General features: G+C 48.8%; 14 protein-coding genes. 13 read left to right on the top strand and 1 reads right to left on the bottom strand.

Features of this window, described 5'->3' with window-relative positions; genetic code table 11:
• The first annotated feature begins 70 nt into the window (after window positions 1-70).
• The 6 genes from EST55_RS04440 to EST55_RS04415 are packed head-to-tail and all read left to right on the top strand — an operon-like array spanning window position 71 to window position 8,518.
• The gene (locus EST55_RS04440; RefSeq protein WP_129496634.1) at window positions 71-2,431 is read left to right on the top strand and encodes a TonB-dependent receptor; all 2,361 of its coding nucleotides are present in this window, start codon (window positions 71-73) and stop codon (window positions 2,429-2,431) included.
• A 58-nt stretch (window positions 2,432-2,489) separates the two neighbouring features.
• On the top strand, window positions 2,490-3,551 hold the full coding sequence (locus EST55_RS04435; RefSeq protein ID WP_129496633.1) for an alkaline phosphatase D family protein: 1,062 nt from the start codon (window positions 2,490-2,492) through the stop codon (window positions 3,549-3,551).
• Window positions 3,552-3,558: 7 nt separating this feature from the next.
• Entirely contained in the window at window positions 3,559-4,161 is a 603-nt protein-coding gene (gene betI, locus EST55_RS04430) for a transcriptional regulator BetI (RefSeq protein ID WP_129496632.1), read from the top strand.
• Between the two features lie 20 nt (window positions 4,162-4,181).
• Window positions 4,182-5,645, top strand: a complete 1,464-nt coding sequence (gene betB / locus EST55_RS04425; RefSeq protein ID WP_129496631.1) for a betaine-aldehyde dehydrogenase — start codon at window positions 4,182-4,184, stop codon at window positions 5,643-5,645.
• Window positions 5,645-7,336, top strand: a complete 1,692-nt coding sequence (gene betA, locus EST55_RS04420; RefSeq protein ID WP_129496630.1) for a choline dehydrogenase — start codon at window positions 5,645-5,647, stop codon at window positions 7,334-7,336. Before betB ends, betA begins: the two co-directional genes overlap by 1 nt.
• A complete protein-coding gene (locus EST55_RS04415; protein ID WP_129496629.1) occupies window positions 7,337-8,518 on the top strand; it encodes a BCCT family transporter in 1,182 nt (393 codons plus the stop codon).
• Between the two features lie 139 nt (window positions 8,519-8,657).
• On the opposite strand, the gene EST55_RS04410 is transcribed toward EST55_RS04415, so the two are convergent.
• Window positions 8,658-10,415, bottom strand: a complete 1,758-nt coding sequence (locus EST55_RS04410; RefSeq protein ID WP_129496628.1) for a DUF5666 domain-containing protein — start codon at window positions 10,413-10,415, stop codon at window positions 8,658-8,660.
• Between the two features lie 191 nt (window positions 10,416-10,606).
• Here EST55_RS04410 and EST55_RS04405 point away from each other — a divergent pair, with 191 nt between their 5' ends.
• From EST55_RS04405 to EST55_RS04375, 7 genes are all read left to right on the top strand, one after another.
• Window positions 10,607-11,824 carry a hypothetical protein gene (locus EST55_RS04405; RefSeq protein ID WP_129496627.1) on the top strand — a complete coding sequence of 406 codons (1,218 nt, stop codon included), beginning with the start codon at window positions 10,607-10,609 and terminating at the stop codon, window positions 11,822-11,824.
• A gap of 67 nt (window positions 11,825-11,891) precedes the next feature.
• Window positions 11,892-12,257 carry a hypothetical protein gene (locus tag EST55_RS04400; RefSeq protein WP_129496626.1) on the top strand — a complete coding sequence of 122 codons (366 nt, stop codon included), beginning with the start codon at window positions 11,892-11,894 and terminating at the stop codon, window positions 12,255-12,257.
• A gap of 231 nt (window positions 12,258-12,488) precedes the next feature.
• The gene (gene guaB, locus EST55_RS04395; protein WP_129496625.1) at window positions 12,489-13,958 is read left to right on the top strand and encodes an IMP dehydrogenase; all 1,470 of its coding nucleotides are present in this window, start codon (window positions 12,489-12,491) and stop codon (window positions 13,956-13,958) included.
• Window positions 13,959-13,969: 11 nt separating this feature from the next.
• Window positions 13,970-15,547 carry a glutamine-hydrolyzing GMP synthase gene (gene guaA / locus EST55_RS04390; protein WP_088768771.1) on the top strand — a complete coding sequence of 526 codons (1,578 nt, stop codon included), beginning with the start codon at window positions 13,970-13,972 and terminating at the stop codon, window positions 15,545-15,547.
• A 318-nt stretch (window positions 15,548-15,865) separates the two neighbouring features.
• A complete protein-coding gene (locus EST55_RS04385; RefSeq protein WP_164976524.1) occupies window positions 15,866-16,117 on the top strand; it encodes a helix-turn-helix transcriptional regulator in 252 nt (83 codons plus the stop codon).
• 5 nt (window positions 16,118-16,122) lie between these two features.
• The gene (locus tag EST55_RS04380) at window positions 16,123-17,334 is read left to right on the top strand and encodes a type II toxin-antitoxin system HipA family toxin (protein ID WP_129496623.1); all 1,212 of its coding nucleotides are present in this window, start codon (window positions 16,123-16,125) and stop codon (window positions 17,332-17,334) included.
• Between the two features lie 89 nt (window positions 17,335-17,423).
• A complete protein-coding gene (locus tag EST55_RS04375; protein ID WP_126752935.1) occupies window positions 17,424-17,948 on the top strand; it encodes a hypothetical protein in 525 nt (174 codons plus the stop codon).
• Window positions 17,949-18,069 lie beyond the last annotated feature (121 nt).

Raw genomic sequence — 18,069 nt, 5'->3', positions numbered from 1 at the left:
ATAAACGCGACTGTAACATTCACTCACTAGTCTTAGATACGTCTCTAAAACTACAATAGGACTTAATGAAATGAAGTTATCTGTACCAATGAAACCCAGTTTACTGGCACTCTCCGTTTTTTCTGTGTTAAGCGCTCCTACGCTTGCTCAGCAGGAAGAACAAACGGCAAACGACGATAAGAAAAAAGCACAAGACATAGAGCAAATCCAGGTGACTGGGCGTAGCGTTTCTTACGCGAATAATGCCACTGCGGAAGAAATGAAGCTGCAGCAAACCTCAATGACCAGCGCATTGGCGGTTGTTGATAACCTACCGGGCGTATTAATCAACGAAGGTGACCCGTTCGGCTCTGATGAATGGTCAACCAGCATCTCGATGCGTGGCTTCTCAATTGACCTGAGCCAACAGCAAATTGGCATGACCGTTGACGGAATTTCTAACGGTAACTCAAACTACGGCGGCGGTACCAAAGCAAACCGCTTTATCGACACTGAAAACCTGCAGGGCGTCGACGTTTCTCAGGGTACCTCAGACATTAGCTCGCGCTCACACGAAGCGCTGGGCGGCACCTTGGACTTCCGTACCATTGACCCGGGCTTTGAAGAAAAAGCGGTCGTCAGTGCGACCTTAGGCGAAAACAACGCACAGAAAATTTACGCTCGCTATGAAACGGGTGAGCTGGCGCGCGACACCTACGGTTGGGTAAGCTTCTCAACGCAAGAAAACACCGACTGGATGGACGAAGTGGCAACCAACACGCGTGACCATTTTGCCGGTAAACTCATCAGCCGTCTGGGCGACGTAGACCTGGAAGGTTACGTGACCTATGACGATGCCCGCGAATACACGTATCAGCGTGTGTACGGCGTGAGCCAGTTTGAACAAAACAAACAGTGGGACGGTTTGGTACCAAACTGGACCGGCGTTCCATACCAGGATCAGGCATGGCGTAAAGGCTGGGTAACACACCGTGAAAACTTATTTGGCTACCTAAAAGCACAAACCATGATCAGCAACGTGACGTTAAAGGGTAATGTGTATTACCACCACAACGAAGGTCGCGGCGACTGGATCCCTTACTATGTTGTTGACGTGACTGACGATGGTGCTGGCAACCCGCACTCAGAGTTAGACCCAAGCACTACGGCAGAGGGCGGCTCTTCACTGGGGCAAATTTACTTTGTGAACCGTGATGGTCAGTCTTTACAGCCGCAAGCCGGTTGTGAAAGCTCAATTACTTACCCTTATGGCGGCGCAGGCGCTGCATTAGACCCGGACTGCTATGGCTCAGGCGCTATTCCAGTATCGTCGCATCGTCACACCAATTACAACAAAGACCGTTATGGCGTAAATGGTGATTTCATTTGGGACACCACCATTGCCGACATGCCAAACACCTTACGCGGTGGTTTCTGGTACGAAGATTACGAGCGTGAAGAATACCGTAGCTGGCACAAGCTGATTGACTCAGCAACCAGTGCACGTTGGGAAAACAACCCTTACTGGATTCAGTACAACCGCGAATTCCCGGTAGATACGTTAATGGCGTACGTTGAGAACGAACTGGACGCTGGCTTCGCGAAATTCCGTGTGGGCGCCAAGAAGTTCGATGTCGACGTTGCGAAAAATGACTTGTTTAACAGCGACAACAACTTAGACGTCGATTCAAGCTCTGACGTACTGCTCTCAGCCGGTTTTGTTGCACCGGTGCCGGGCGTTCGTGGTCTGGAAGTGTTCGGTGGCTACGCAGAAAACTTTGCGGCAATAAAAGATGCAGTACTTGAGCGTGACGACACTGACTTGAGTGTGGTTGAGCCAGAGCGTGCGGATAACATTGACTTAGGTCTGCGTTATTCGTCGCCGGGTTTGAACGCCAGCTTAACGTATTACGACATTACCTTTGATAACCGCATTACCTTTATCAGCAACGAAGATGTTGATGGCATCGACTTCTTAGAAGCGGCTGCCGGTGGTTATGTGAACGACGGTGGTGTTGAGTCGAACGGTATTGAAGCGTCGCTTGATTATCAGTTGAACGACAACTGGGGCGTTTACGTGTCGTACACCAAGAACGACTCGACTTACGTCGACAAAGCCGCGGCGGGTAACACCGTTATTGGCAGTGCCGAAGACATGGCTGCCATTAGCTTTGACTACAAGAGTGACGGTTATTTCGCTGGCTTCAGCACCAAATATGTGGGTGAGCGTTACATGGACCAAGCCAATACTCAAGTGGTTGACTCTTATACAACGAGCGACTTCTATCTGGGCACCGCGGTCTATAACGTTGGTAACGCTATCGACTCGATGGAGCTACGCTTTACCATCAACAATGTGTTTGACGAGCGTTACTTAGGTACGATTGCACCGGGCGCGGCCTGGATTGGTGCACCGCGTGTGGCTGCCTTGAACGCTAAGTTCACATTCTAAAAAACGCGTTAAGCGCAGGGGCTGGTTGTCAGCCCCTGATCACTTCATAGGTGAACCAATGAAGAAAACATTGATTTTTCTGGGATTGTTATCGGGCGCTGTCGTGTCCACGGCGGCGAATGCACAGCAAAGTGTGTCGCATATTGCCTTTGGCTCCTGCTCGCATCAGGATCATGACATGCCGATTCTGGACAGCGTTATTGCCGATAAACCGGATGCGTTTTTGTTCCTGGGCGACAATATTTATGGCGACACTGAAGATATGACGGTGCTGCGCAATAAATACGAAAAGCTGGGGTCGAAAGAACGTTTTCAGACGTTAGTGAATAACACGAACGTGATGGCGATTTGGGATGACCATGACTTTGGCGCGAATGATGCGGGCAAAGACTACCCGAAAAAAGAAGCCTCACGCCAGATTATGCTGGACTTCTGGGGTGCGGAGGAAGACTCACCTCGCCGCACACGTCCTGACGGCATTTACACCTCAAAGATGTATGGCGAAGGCGAACAGAGCATTCACGTGATTATGCCGGATTTGCGCTGGAACCGTGATGACATGAAACACGTGTCGCGGGAAGAATACGCCAATGAGCGTGCGCCAAATAACCTAGGTCCGTACATTGCTCACGACGATATGTCGAAGTCGATGCTGGGCGAGAAACAATGGCAGTGGCTGGAAGAAGAGTTGAAAAAACCGGCTCGCGTCAAAATTATTGCCTCCAGCTTACAGTTATTAGCCGACTTTACCGGTTGGGAAGCCTGGGCGAACTTTCCGGGCGACCGCCAGCGGTTGTTCGACTTAATTAAAAAACACCAAGTGAATGGTGTGATTTTAGTCAGTGGGGATACCCACTGGGGCGAAGTCAGCTATTACGATGAAAACCTGGATTATCCGCTGTGGGAAGTGACTAGCTCTGGCTTAACGCAAGAGTGGAAACAGGTCAGTCCGAACAAGCATCGTATTGGACAATACACGGCAAATGTTAATTACGGCAGTATAAACATTGATTGGAGTTTAGAAGATCCCTTAGTATCGCTCAGTCTGAAGAATGTTGACGGCGAAGTTGTGAATGAGCACCGCTTCCGCTTGTCGACGTTGGAGCCATACAAGGAGTAATAGCGCGATGCCCAAAATTGGCATGCAGCCGGTGCGCCGGCAACAGTTGATAGACGCAACCATAGAGGTGGTTGCCGAAGTGGGGTTGAAGTCAGCGACCATCAGTTTGATTGCGAAAAAAGCGGGGCTGTCGTCCGGCATTATCAGTCATTACTTTGGTGGTAAACAGGCGCTGATTGAAGCCACGGTCCGTTATTTGTTGTCGCGGCTGAAGTTAGAGCAGTCGCCGGCTGACCCTATTGAGCGGCTGATGAAAATTGTCGACTTAAACTTTGCGGACATTCAGCAGTCGTTGCCCAGCACCAAAACCTGGCTAAGCTTTTGGGGCGAGTCAATGCACGACGCCGACTTGTCGCGCTTGCAGGAAGTAAATAAGCGACGCTTATTGACCAACTTGCGTTACAGCTATCGTCAGTTATTGCCGCGTGAAGCGGCGCACGATGCCGCACAGATGACCGCAGCGCTGATTGATGGTTTTTGGCTGCGGAGCGCGCTGAGTTTGCGTGCTGATCGCGGCTTTGATGTCGCGAAAGATTACTGTAAGAACTTTATTTTGGATACGTTACGCCTGAATGGAGTGGATGCCGACTCCGGGGGCAGTAACCCGTAACTTGTTTTAAGGAGTGTACCTTGACCAACTTTTCGCTTAAAAACTTTATTGATGGGCACTACGTTAACGGCGACGAAAGCCGCAGTTTTGATGTGCGATACCCGGCAACCGGTGAGGTCATTTACCGGGTTGAACAGGCCGGTGAAGCGATGATGCTACAGGCAATAAAGAGTGCTAAGCAAGGTTTCGAAAAGTGGTCAAAGACGCCGGCGGTAGAGCGGGCCCGCATTCTGCAAAAAGCCGCGCGTTTATTGCGTGAGCGTAATGACGAGCTGGCGAAGTACGAAGTTCAGGATACCGGGAAACCGTGGCAGGAAGCGGTTGAGGTTGATGTGCAGACCGGCGCCGACTCGATTGAGTACTTTGCGAATTTAGCGCCGTCGATGATGGGCGCGCAACAACCGGTGGGTGATGATTTTTTCTATACTCGCCACGAGCCGCTAGGTGTGTGTTTTGGTATTGGTGCCTGGAACTACCCCATTCAAATAGCCTGCTGGAAGTCAGCGGCTGCGCTGGCGGCCGGTAACGCCATGATTTTTAAACCGTCAGAGGAAACCCCTCGCGGCGCGGCTAAGTTGGCGGAGATATTTACCGAAGCGGGTGTACCGGATGGTGTGTTTAATGTGGTGCAGGGGGATGCCGAGGTAGGTCGCTTTCTAACGGCGCATCCGGACATCGCCAAGGTGTCGTTAACCGGTGAAGTGGGTACCGGTAAAAAAGTCATGGCGGCGGCTGCCGGCACGCTTAAGCAAGTCACTATGGAGCTTGGCGGCAAGTCACCCTTAATTGTGTTTGACGATGCGGATGTTGAAGAAGCGGTCACTGGCGCCATGATGGCCAACTTTTACACGCAAGGTGAGGTGTGCACCAACGGTACGCGCGTTTTTGTGCATGAATCGGTGTATGACCGGTTTATGGAGCGCTTGGTGGAGCGGACACGCAAGAATATCGTGATTGGCGAACCGATGGATGCGAAAACCAACCTGGGCGCGTTGATATCCGAAAAACATCAACAACTGGTTTTGGATTACATTGAGAAAGGCAAGCAGGAAGGCGCTAAATTGGTTTACGGCGGTAATGCGGTGACGCCTGAGGGCTGTGAAAATGGCTACTTTGTTGAGCCCACTATTTTTGCTGAGTGCCATAACGACATGACCATTTGTCGCGAAGAAATTTTTGGTCCGGTGATGTCAGTCATGACTTTTACCGACGAAGACGATGTTGTGCGCCGCGCTAACGATACCGAATACGGTTTAGCGGCCGGTGTTTTTACCAAAGATATTCGCCGCGCACACCGTGTTATTGCACAAATGCAGGCGGGCATTTGCTGGATTAATGCCTGGGGCAATTCGCCGGCGGAAATGCCGGTGGGTGGCTATAAATTGTCAGGCATTGGCCGCGAAAACGGCGTTGAAACGCTGAAATCATACACACAGACCAAGTCGGTGTATGTGGGTATGGAGACGTTGCAGGGGCCATTTTAATGTCGGTTGAGCAGTACGATTACATTATTGTCGGGGCAGGCTCGGCCGGTTGTGTATTGGCAAATAGACTGACAGAAGACGCAGACAAAAGCGTGCTGTTGCTGGAAACCGGGGGCTCGGATAAAAGCATTTTTATTCAAATGCCGACGGCGTTGTCGATACCGATGAACACCAAAAAATACGCCTGGCAGTTTCATACCGAACCAGAGCCATATTTAGATAACCGCCGCATGCACTGTCCGCGCGGCAAGGTGCTGGGTGGCTCGTCATCGATTAACGGAATGGTGTATGTGCGCGGCCATGCGCGTGACTTTGACGAGTGGGCTGAGCATGGCGCCGAGGGCTGGGACTATCGGCACTGCCTGCCATACTTTAAAAAGGCCGATGACTGGGCCTTTGGGGAAGACAAATATCGCAGTGTTGGCGGACCGTTGTCGGTTAATAACGGCAATAACATGCAAAATCCACTTTATAGTGCGTTTGTTGAAGCGGGTGAGCAGGCCGGCTATTGGCACACCGATGACTATAACGGTGCGCAGCAGGAAGGTTTTGGCGCAATGCACATGACGGTTAAAAATGGCCGTCGTTGGTCGACCGCTAACGCGTATTTACGGCCTGCCATGGAACGCTCTAATTTGACGGTGAAAACCGGTGTGTTGGTTAAGCGTGTGCTTCTGGAAGGCAAACGTGCGGTCGGTGTCGAGCTACTGCAAAAAGGCAAGGTTAAGCGTTTTGACTGTCGCGATGAAGTCATTCTGAGCGCGGGCTCGGTCGGTTCGCCGCACTTGCTGCAACTGTCTGGTATTGGCCCGGCAAAGGTATTGAAAGACGCGGGTATTGAGCAGCAACATGAGCTGCCGGGCGTGGGGGAAAACCTGCAGGATCATCTAGAGTTTTACTTTCAGTACCAGTGTAAGCAGCCGGTCAGCTTGAATCGTAAGCTAGGGCCGTTGAGTAAACTGGCGATTGGCGTACGCTGGATTCTATTTAAAACCGGCCTGGGCGCGACCAACCATTTTGAGTCTTGCGGTTTTATTCGCTCGAAGAAGGGCATCGAATGGCCTGACTTGCAATACCACTTCTTGCCAGCGGCTATGCGTTATGACGGACGCAGTGCCTTTGACGGTGACGGCTTTCAGCTGCATATTGGCCACAATAAACCGAAGAGCCGTGGCTGGATACGCGCGGTGTCGGCAGACCCGACGGAAGCCCCAAAAATTCAGTTTAACTATTTGAAAGAACCTGAAGACGTTGAGGCGTTTCGCGCCTGTGTGCGATTGTCTCGGGAAATTATTGCTCAGCCGGCGATGGACAAGTATCGCGGGGAAGAAATTCAACCGGGCGCATCGGTTCAAACGGATGAAGAAATTGATGCCTTTGTTCGCGACGCGGTGGAAAGCGCGTATCACCCGTGCGGTACCTGCCGTATGGGCGCTGAAGATGACGAGCAAGCGGTCGTGGATCCGACGACCCGAGTACGAGGGCTGCAGGGACTCCGTGTTGTCGACTCGTCTCTATTCCCGACCATCCCAAACGGCAACCTGAACGCGCCGACCATTATGTTGGCGGAGCGCGCTGCTGACTTAATTCGCTTTGGCGAAGCCGCCGATGCAGCAAATGTGAAAGTGGTGATGGACGAACAATGGCAGCAACGTCAGCGTCAGGGTAAGCAACAACGAGAGGTGCGTTAAATGCTAACCTTAGTGGGCGCCGGAATGATCTTGTTCATGGCTTTAGTGCTGCTTATTCTGTGGCGCTGGGGGGCCATGCCGCTGCAGGGTAAAATCCCGGTATCAACGTTAGTGTTTGTCGCTATTTTATTTACCTCGGGGCTGGATGTGGGGCTTATCATGTTCCCGCTAACTGAGTTCCCGGTGTATGAAAACCTCAAAGAGAACAGTGAATACGCCTTTGCCAATCCGTTAGCCATAGAGTTTGGTTTTTGGGGCTTTATGGTTTGGGCGATTTACTTTGTCACCTGCTTCTATTTCTGCGCACTGGAACCCAAACTCCGCTTCTTTGAAATAACCTGGGTGAAGTGGGTGAACAACATTGTCATTATTGGCACTTGTGCGTTTACGGCGCACTTGCTGTTTGCCAATTTAAGTTGGTACTTGCCTGCGTTTGCGCCGGACTCGGGTTTTCCATGGCTGTTCGCCGGATTAGTGACGCTCACCATTTGTGCGGCGGTGTATTCGAGCACCGAACTGCGCTTTGTGAAGGTGCTGAGTGTGTCGTCCGGTGCGCTGTTTTTAGCGCTGATTGCAGGGCTTGGCAGTTACGTGGTGGCGCAGCCCAATGTGGAAGCTGCTGACTACCTGCAAACTCTGCCGTTACTGAGTGATTACTTTACGCATTTACAGCGGTTTGTTTTGCCCATTAACGACTACCACGCATTTTATCTGTTCTGGTGGTTTGCCTGGAGCATCATGATTGGCCAGTTTACCGCGCGCTTCGTGGGTAATATGAAGACGGTGACGTTGTTGGTGAATATGCTGGTCTGGCCGTCGCTGTCGCTGGGCTTGTGGTTCAGCGTGTTGTACTTGTTTCATACCAAAGGCATTGATACCTCCGGCTGGATAAACCGCATAATGGTGGGTGTTGGCGTGGTGTTTGTATTGAACTCCCTGGACTCACTGATTCGCCTGTATTCTGACAACTTAAACCTAACTGTCAGCCGCCTTGGTAAGCCGCGCTATTTCGCGCTGCACGCGTTTCTCATGGTTGGCTTAACGGTGCTGTTTAGCCTTGAGTTTATTCGCATTCAATGGGTGGGCGCGCTGGTCATTGGCATTGGTGTATGCTGCGTCATTTACGCTTTGGCTTTTAAAGATAAGCGCTCGAAATTGCCCGCAGCGGATAAGTTATTTTAAACTGATGTTGTCGTAGCCTGATGCTATTGCATCAGGTGAGATTTTTCCGGTGCAGCCGCACCACATTAAGTGATTCATTATGGTGGCTGTTTTGGCATCCCACCTGACGTAATAACGTCAGGCTACATATGCTTTACGGCTACTCTTCGCTGTCGTCCTCTTCGTTTTCGACTTCAGCTTCTTTTACCTCAATGTAAGTTTCATCAACCCAGACACCTTCTATTTCAATGACAGTGCCTACTTCGAGGGCTTCGATAAATGTCACAACATCAACTTCTTCGTCATTTAATTCAAGTTCGGCGTCTTCAGCAAAACGAAGCTCTTTTCCGTTCACAAAAACCGCATCACCTTCTATTGACTCTACAGCGCCTTTAAATTCGGCTTTGCCTGTGTTGTCAGGGCGGCCATTGTCATCGTCATCGCCTTCACCACTCACATTCTCTACCTCAACCTCAGTGGCCAGTAGCGAACCGTCAGCGTAGTCACCTTCCACCTCAACGATAACGGCATTACGACTGTCAACGAGAGCAATGAAGTCTTCGAGTGAAATAGTGCCGTCGTCGTCTTCGAACTCGGTGTTTTCGTCAAAGGTTACGTTGGCGTTTGCAACTGTCATGCCTTCAGTACTGACAGTAGAGACTCGTCCTTTCAGTTCGCCGTCGCGATCATCTTCCTCAATACGCTTCACTTTAAGCGCAATAGCATTACCTTCTTCGTCCTGGCGGGAAACCACTTTCAGCCAGTCGTTGGCTTCTATGTTGTCGAAGGTGAAACGACGTTCGTCTAAGTCTGACTCGTCTTCATATTGGGTTTCTGAGGTAACGGTGAAAGTTGTGTCGTTGAGCACAAAAGTCATAGCTTCTGCGTCAATGTCGGTCACTTGCCCTTCGACTTTGCTGCGTGCATCTCGTGCTTTGAATTCGACTTCCTCGGCCACCAATTGTTCGCCATCTAACGCTGCCTCAACTTTCACAATAATGCCGTTAGCTAGCGTGTCGGCGGTGCCGTCTTCAAATTCTGTGCTGTCGCTGACTACAAAGTCATATTGGTTCACGGAGAAAGTGCCGGCTTCGGCGTCGTAGTTTTTAACGATGCCCGCAATAGTGACTTCGTCGGTGTTTTCGTCAAGCTCATTATCTTCTTTATTCTCGACTTCATCCGCGGTAAGCGTCATAGTGTCGCTGTCGAAGGTTTCGCCTTCTACTTTCACAAATAACCCGTCAGCGAGATCGTCCATCGTCATGTCATCAAATTCAGCGGTTGAATAATTGATGGTCAACTCGCCTAATGTGAATGTTTGAGCGTCGGTGTCTAAATTAGCAACGTCACCTTTCAGTTTTACTTCCGTTTCGTCGTCTTCCAACTCAACTAATGTGGCGTAGAAATTGCCGTTTTCATTAACGTATCCGCTTATTTCAACAAAGTCGCCAACGGTTAAGGTAGTTAGGTCGGTTGCTTCAAATTCGGTTAAGTCATCATAAATAACGGTTTGACCAAGGACTTCAATTTGTTCAGCTTCTCGGTCAATAAACGCAACAGGACCCTGCAAACTCTCTTCATAGATAATTTGTTCCGCTTCCGGGTCTTCTCCATTGTCAGAGGCCGAAGCCGCAACAGTCACTACCATACCTACTCTCAGTTTTGCTTCGTCTGCAGCCGGTGAGTTACCAACGGCAATAGCTGCATTGTCAGAGCCATAACGCTGGCCGTTTACATACACACTACCAAAGCCCGTAATGACACCTTCGGTTACAACTGTGGTCGTGCTGCCGGTATTGTCACCACCGGTATTGTCACCGCCAGTGTTGCTGTCTGGAGTGGATGAGTCGCTTGAGCCGCCACAAGCAGACAGAGCGCCTGCAATGGCTAAAACTAAAAGAGAGTGCTTAAAACGCATTCGTATTACCTCATTTTTTTACGTTTGGTTAAGTAATACCCAATGTAGATGAAGTGCAGCGGCGATGTCATTGATAAATTTGAGTAACTACTACGTTATGCAAATGTTACAAAATGTTTCACCAAATTTTGCGCTTTTCTGAATTAGAGCCTATGTTCAAAAAGTGAACAGCACATACATGGAGAAAAATAATGAAGAATAAACTGGCTTTACTTTCGTTGGCGGCAGCTTTTGCGTTGTCTGGTTGTGGCTCAGACTCGAGCGATAATACGTCGGACAGCGGTGCAGATGATAATACGGGCGGCACAGTCCAGACTCAGACGGGTGTGTTTCTTGATGCCGAAGTGGGCAACGTCAGCTTTGAAACTGAAACTCAAAGTGGCGTGACCAATGATGCCGGCGAGTTTGAGTATCAGGAGGGGGAACAAGTCACCTTTTCTATAGGTGAGTTAGTGTTTCCGGCGACCGATGCTCAGGCAACGGTGACACCAGTGGAGATATTGGGAGCGAGCTCTATTGATGACGATGCCGTAGTTAATATGGTGCGTTTGTTATTGTCGCTGGACGTGGATCAAGATCCATCCAATGGTATTGGTATTTCTGAAACTGCGGCGGACGTCGCAACCAATGACATTGATTTTTATGTGACTGTGGAAGAATTCGCAAACAATGCGTCAGTACAAAGCTTTGTGACAAATGGCGGCCAAGATACGGCGGTCGATGGTTTGGTAACGGCTCAGGAAGCGGTGGCTCATTTGTCGGAAACCCTTGAAGAAGCGGGAGCGACGCCACCGTCGATTGTAGGAGCCTGGTATGAAACGGAACGAGACGAAGAGTATGAAGATGTTACCGATGTATTCTTAGCCTTCAGAGATGATGGCTACTATTACGAGATTGAAGTAGAGAATGTAGATACCGGAAGCGGTTATGAATACGGCTCTTATACTTATGAATTAAGGAAGCTTACAGGTGAGCTCATTGCTGACACTAACGGTGACGCGGGGCTGAGTGATGCCGGTGAGGTAACCGTTAATGTGGGTGAGTCTACCATGGTCATAGTGCCTTCAACGGATGGACTGGAGTCAACCTTTACTCGAATTGATAGCGCCTCGAGTATTGTGGGTGGCTGGCAACTGAATGATGGCTCTGGTGAAGAAGTGTTGTTTATTTTCCGTGAGGATGGTGTTTTCTCAGCGGTCCAAGCTACCGCCGAAGATGGCGGTGTGGGTATTGAATATGGTACCTACGAGTATTCTGCAGACAGCGGTACGTTGACTTTCGATATTTCTGTCGATACCAGTGGTGATACTCTCGCATCGACATTACCCATTGATAGTGTTGCTATTGACGGTGATACTATGACAATAACTATTACCGGCGAGGGCGATGTCGCCTTTACTCGCTTATAACATTCTTCTCTTGTAACCTGGGGCTATATGCCTCAGGTTTCAGGTTAAAAAACAGAAAGGGATATTCATGAAAATACTATTAATACTTTTAGTCGGTGTGTTTTCTATGGGCTGCAATAGCGCACAGTCGGCAAACGGCAGTGAGGTTGATGAGCCGGTCACTATGGCTGACATAAAAGCGATGATTGGCACGCCAAAGGCTAAAACGGTAGAAAGCTGTAAAGTATTGCCCGTTGGTAAGAAAGCCTGCGGTGGCCCGGAAGGCTATGTGGTGTACAGCAGCGAAACCATCACCAATGAACAAGCGCTGCTAGACGCTATTTATAAGTATAATGAGAAGGCTAAAGAAGACGCTAAAACAGGTATTTCCAACTGTCAGTTTATTCCAGAGCCTAAACCTCAACTAAAAGACGGCGTTTGTTGGATACCGTAACGCAGGAAAATGAGTGAATGCGATAAACGATGTAGCCTGACGTTATTACGTCAGGTGAGGTATTTATTAACACCGCCATGGTGTAATGGTTCATACGTTGGTTGATACACGGCGAGATCGCACCTGATGCAATAGCATCAGGCTACGACAACTGCTAATTTTCACTTGCGTCAATTGCGCAAAACGGGTAAAATCCACCCGCAACATGAATCCAGTCACGGAGTGTTGCACATGCTGCGAATTGCCCAAGAAGCCTTGACCTTTGACGACGTTCTGCTCGTTCCCGGTCATTCCGAAGTTCTCCCCCATACCGCTGATTTACGCACGCAATTAACGCGTGGAATTTCTATGAATATTCCAATGGTTTCGGCCGCCATGGATACGGTTACCGAATCAGCATTGGCAATTGCGCTGGCGCAAGAAGGTGGTATTGGTTTTATCCACAAAAACATGACGCCAGAGCAGCAGGCTGCACACGTCCGTAAAGTCAAAAAATACGAAAGTGGCATGGTTACAGACCCTGTTACTGTCCAACCGACAACAACTATTGGTGAAATTAAACAACTGACTGCCGAGCACGGTTTTCAGGGCTTTCCTGTGGTTGAGAAAAACGGTGATTTAGTCGGTATTGTGACTGGCCGTGATACCCGCTTTGAAGACGATGACGCGAAAGAGATTCGCCATGTCATGACCGGTAAAGATCGTCTGGTGACTGTGCATGAAACCGCGCAAAGCGAAGAAATTCTTCAGCTTATGCACAAACACCGCATTGAGAAGATTCTGGTTGTGGATGACGCTTTCAAGCTGAAGGGTATGATAACTCTGAAAGACTTTGAAAAAGCTGAAAACAAACCGAACGCCTGTAAAGACGAAAAGGGTTCTTTGCGCGTGGGTGCTGCGGTTGGCGTTGGTGCTGGCACGGAAGAGCGCATTAAACTGCTGGTGGAAGCGGGTGTAGATGTCCTGCTCATTGATACCTCGCACGGTCACTCACAAGGTGTGTTAGACCGCGTTAAGCAAACACGTAAAGACTACCCTGACTTACAAATTATTGCCGGCAACGTTGCGACAGCAGCAGGAGCAAAAGCCCTAGTTGAAGCCGGCGTCGATGCCGTGAAAGTAGGCATTGGTCCAGGCTCTATTTGTACAACGCGTATTGTTACGGGTTGTGGTGTGCCGCAAATCAGTGCCATCAGCGATGCTGTCGATGCATTAAAGGGCTCTGGAGTTCCTATTATTGCCGATGGTGGCATTCGCTTCTCTGGCGATATTGCGAAAGCACTGGCGGCTGGCGCGCACTGCGTTATGGTTGGCAGCATGCTGGCGGGTACTGAAGAGTCACCGGGTGAAGTTGAGCTTTACCAGGGGCGCTACTATAAATCTTACCGTGGCATGGGTAGCTTAGGCGCAATGAACCAGAGCAACGGCTCATCTGATCGTTACTTCCAGAAAAGTAATGAAGCAGACAAGTTGGTACCGGAAGGTATTGAAGGTCGCATTGCGTATAAAGGCCCAATTTCTGCGATTATTCATCAGCAAATGGGCGGCCTGCGCTCGGCAATGGGCTTAACCGGTTGCCCGACTATCGAAGACATGCGCACCAAGCCGCAGTTTGTAAAAGTGACCGCTGCCGGCATGGGCGAATCACACGTACACGATGTGCATATTACCAAAGAAGCACCGAACTACCGCAGCTCTTAACAGGATGACGAATGACTAGAGATATCCATGATCACCGAATATTGATTTTAGACTTTGGCTCGCAGTACACACAGCTGATAGCCCGCCGTATTCGTGAAATAGGCGTTTACTGTGAGCTGTGGGCGTGGGACGTTGACGAAGCCGATATTCGGGATTTTAATCCGAAGGGCATTATTCTTTCTGGTGGTCCGGAAAGCGTCGCTGAAGAAGGCTCACCGCGTGCACCAGACTATGTATTTGAAGCCGGCGTGCCTGTGTTTGGTATTTGCTATGGCATGCAAACCATGGCGCACCAGTTGGGCGGTTCAGTTCAATGCTCGTTAGAGCGTGAGTTCGGTTACGCGCAAATTGAGTTGGTGGATAAGAGCCCGTTGTTCGAAGCTATTGAAGACGCAGTGTCTGAGTCCGGCGCGCCGTTATTGGACGTTTGGATGAGTCATGGTGATAAAGTTGAAGCCATTCCTGAAGGCTTCCATACGGTGGCGAAAACCTCTTACTGCCCTTATGCGGCAATGGCGGACGAAGAGCGTCAATTCTATGGGGTTCAGTTTCACCCGGAAGTGACGCATACACGTCAGGGCATGCGTATGCTGGAGCACTTTGTCAGTGGTATTTGCGGCTGTGAAAAGCAATGGACGCCAGCGAAAATTATTGATGATGCGATAGAGCGTATTCGTGAACAAGTGGGTACCGACAAGGTGATTCTTGGCTTGTCTGGCGGTGTTGACTCGTCGGTAACTGCAATGCTGTTGCACCGTGCTATTGGCGACCAGCTGACCTGTATTTTTGTAGACAATGGTTTGCTGCGTTTGAATGAAGCGGAGCAAGTCATGGAAATGTTTGGTGACCATTATGGCCTGAATATTCTTCCTATTGCCGCTGAAGATCGCTTTTTAGATGCGCTTAAAGGCGAAAATGACCCAGAGAAAAAACGCAAAATTATCGGTAATACCTTCATTGAAATTTTTGATGAAGAAGCCGGTAAACTGACCGAAGTTGATTGGCTGGCACAGGGAACTATTTACCCTGACGTCATTGAGTCTGCTGGCTCGAAAACGGGTAAGGCGCACGTGATTAAGTCGCACCATAATGTGGGCGGCCTGCCTGAAGACATGCGCTTGAAGCTGGTTGAGCCATTGCGTGAATTGTTTAAAGACGAAGTGCGCAAAATTGGTTTGGAGCTGGGCCTGCCGTATAACATGCTGTATCGCCATCCGTTCCCTGGGCCAGGCTTAGGCGTTCGTGTATTGGGCGAAATTAAGAAAGAATACTGTGATCTGCTGCGTCGTGCTGATGCTATCTTCATTGAAGAGCTGCACAATGCAGACTGGTATCACAAAGTCAGCCAGGCATTTGCGGTATTCCTGCCGGTACGTTCAGTTGGCGTCATGGGCGACCAGCGTAAGTACGACTGGGTTATTGCCATTCGTGCCGTTGAGACCATCGACTTCATGACGGCACGTTGGGCGCACTTGCCTTACGAGCTGCTGGAGAAAGTCTCTAACCGCATTATTAATGAAGTTAACGGCATCTCCCGTGTGACTTACGACATCTCTGGTAAGCCTCCTGCAACGATAGAGTGGGAATAGCTATTGACTGGCTGTCGCAGGGAACCTTCCGAAAGACGCCCGCAAGTACATCCCTGTAGGGCTTGAGCAGCGCCATCCATGGCGCTGCACACTTTCTCCAGATTTTCCTGCGACAGCGTTACGTCAATAGCTGATACCTTCGACACTCTGGCATAACGTGCCTTAACACTCGTAACGCTTGCTAGCGCCTCAACTGCCTTTTGAGCTCTCCCCCGACAGTTCTTCATTACTAGCGAATAAGTTATTTTGACAGTTATTCTTGTCATTTCTGTGCTTTTTACTATTATGACAAATATATTTGTCAAAAAACTATTTGTTATGACTCCACGAAAAGAAATTGGTAAGCAGCTTCAGCAAGAGCGTAAGGCTCAAAAAATGTCACAAACGGAAGCTGCGGAGAAGATCAAAAGTAATCGTCAAACTATTTCAGCAATTGAGAGAGGTGTTTACCTGGGCTCGATTGCGACGTTTGAAAGGTACCTAATGCTCTTTGGCTATTCGCTGGCCATTACGAAAACAAAAATGCCGGCGTTTGAAGAGCTTGATGACTTATTCCCGATGGAGGACTGAATAAAATGGCTGATGAATTAGCTCAGTATCCATCGCGTATAAGAGAACTCGAGATATACCTGAACGACCAACTGGCGGGGCGGCTGGTTCATGGTGCTCAGTATAGCTTTAGCTACGAAAAAAACGCCTGTCCGGTGTCTCTTTCTATGCCCAACCGGCTGGATCCGTATTCGTCAGGAAAGTTACCACCAATTTTTACGATGAACTTGCCGGAAGGTTTTGTGCGTCGATATATTGAGGAGCGATTAAGGCGCTATGCGACTGTAAACGACATGTATCTGTTAGCGTTGCAGGGGGATAACGGAATTGGCGCTATTAATTATCGGAATAATGAGTTGCCGCAAAGACCTCTGGAGAAAACGTCTCTGCAAGATATTTTGTCTTGGGATAATTCAAAAGAGTTGTTATTTCCGCAGCTTCTTGAGCGTTACTATTTGCAAACAGCGATATCTGGAGTTCAACCAAAAGTTGTTGTTCCCTCAGAAAAAGCGACGTTAATTTATCCGGATTTGATCATTAAAAACTCCGATGAAGAATTTCCTAAACTTACTGCCAATGAGTTTATCTGTATGTCTGCCGCTAAGTTTTGTGGCTTAGAGACACCTGACTTTTGGTTGTCTGATGATAGGCAGAACTTTGTCATGAGACGCTTCGATATTAATGGTGATAAAAAATACGCAGTTGAGGATTTTTGTGTACTCACCAAAAGAGACTCGACTGACAAATATCGCTCAAGTTATGAGCAAGTTATGAAAGTGGTTAAATTATTTACGCAGAGCACAGAGCAGCTTAATAAGCTGTATCAGTACATTGTTTTTAATGTTCTGATTGGTAATGGGGATGCTCATCTTAAAAACTTTTCCATTTTTTACGATGTTGCGAATAACAACGATATTCGACTGACGCCTATTTACGATGTGACGCATACAATTATTTATCCGACCATAGATAACGATATGGCGCTTAAGTTGTATGGAAGCAAAGCCTTTCCATCGGCTTATTATTTAAGAAAGTTGGGTGAGGATTTTGGTATAGCGAAACCTCTTGAGCAAGTAGAAGTGATGGCGGATAAGTTATCCGACTTTATTAATGATTTTTCGGACTGGGCTATTTTCCCTGAGCTAAAAGAGTCACTGGAGCACCACCTATCTCGTGTAATGGTATCCCAGCCAACCATTAAAGGCTTCCGGCATCATAAAAGACGAAAATATACCTAACTTAGTTTTACCGAACTTTTACAGTGAGTGATCTGTTGAAATGCCTTTTAGGTGCGATAATAGAATTATTGTAACCAAGGAGGTAAGTCATGAAAAAGTTCGTATTATCAACAGCGCTAATTGCAAGTGGTTCGCTATTCTTCTCAGCAGCGAGCAATGCTGACAGTGTTAATTATATTAGCGGTGGTTTTAACGACTTTTACAACTCAGACTTTTATGTAGAAGGTTCAACGAGTATTGCCGACAACTGGGTTGGCGAAGTGCAATTTACCGACATGGGTGACTACTCACTTCGCGCTGGCGCTAAGTATTTTCTGGATATGGGCGCTGACCGCCAGTTCGATACGTTCTTGAAAGGTGGTGTTAGTCATTATGACTTTGGTAACAGCGACGACACCAGTGCTTATGCTGGCATCGGTGCTATGACCAAGCTAAGTCAGCAGACTACCGCAATTGTTGATGCGGGTTACGACTGGGGTTTAGACGGTTTTGCATCAGTGAGTGCACGCTTACGTTATGCGTTCACCGACCGCTTCTCAGCTGACGCGGGTTTCCGTGGTAACTTCAACAGCATCGACAACGAAGTTCACTTAGGTGTTACTTACAGCTTCTAAGCGTTGATACAAGCGTTGAAAGGTAGGGAAATCGCTTGTGAGCGCAAAGAGTATTAAGCCCTCATGGATGAGCTTGCTACGTCTCCGACATAAGGGGCTTTATGCTCAAGCGAAACAAGTG

The sequence above is a fragment of the Idiomarina sp. 29L genome (assembly GCF_004123135.1).
Lineage (GTDB): Bacteria > Pseudomonadota > Gammaproteobacteria > Enterobacterales > Alteromonadaceae > Idiomarina.
The sequence above is the reverse complement of the archived record's forward strand: the minus strand, read 5'-3'. Positions and strand labels throughout refer to the sequence as shown.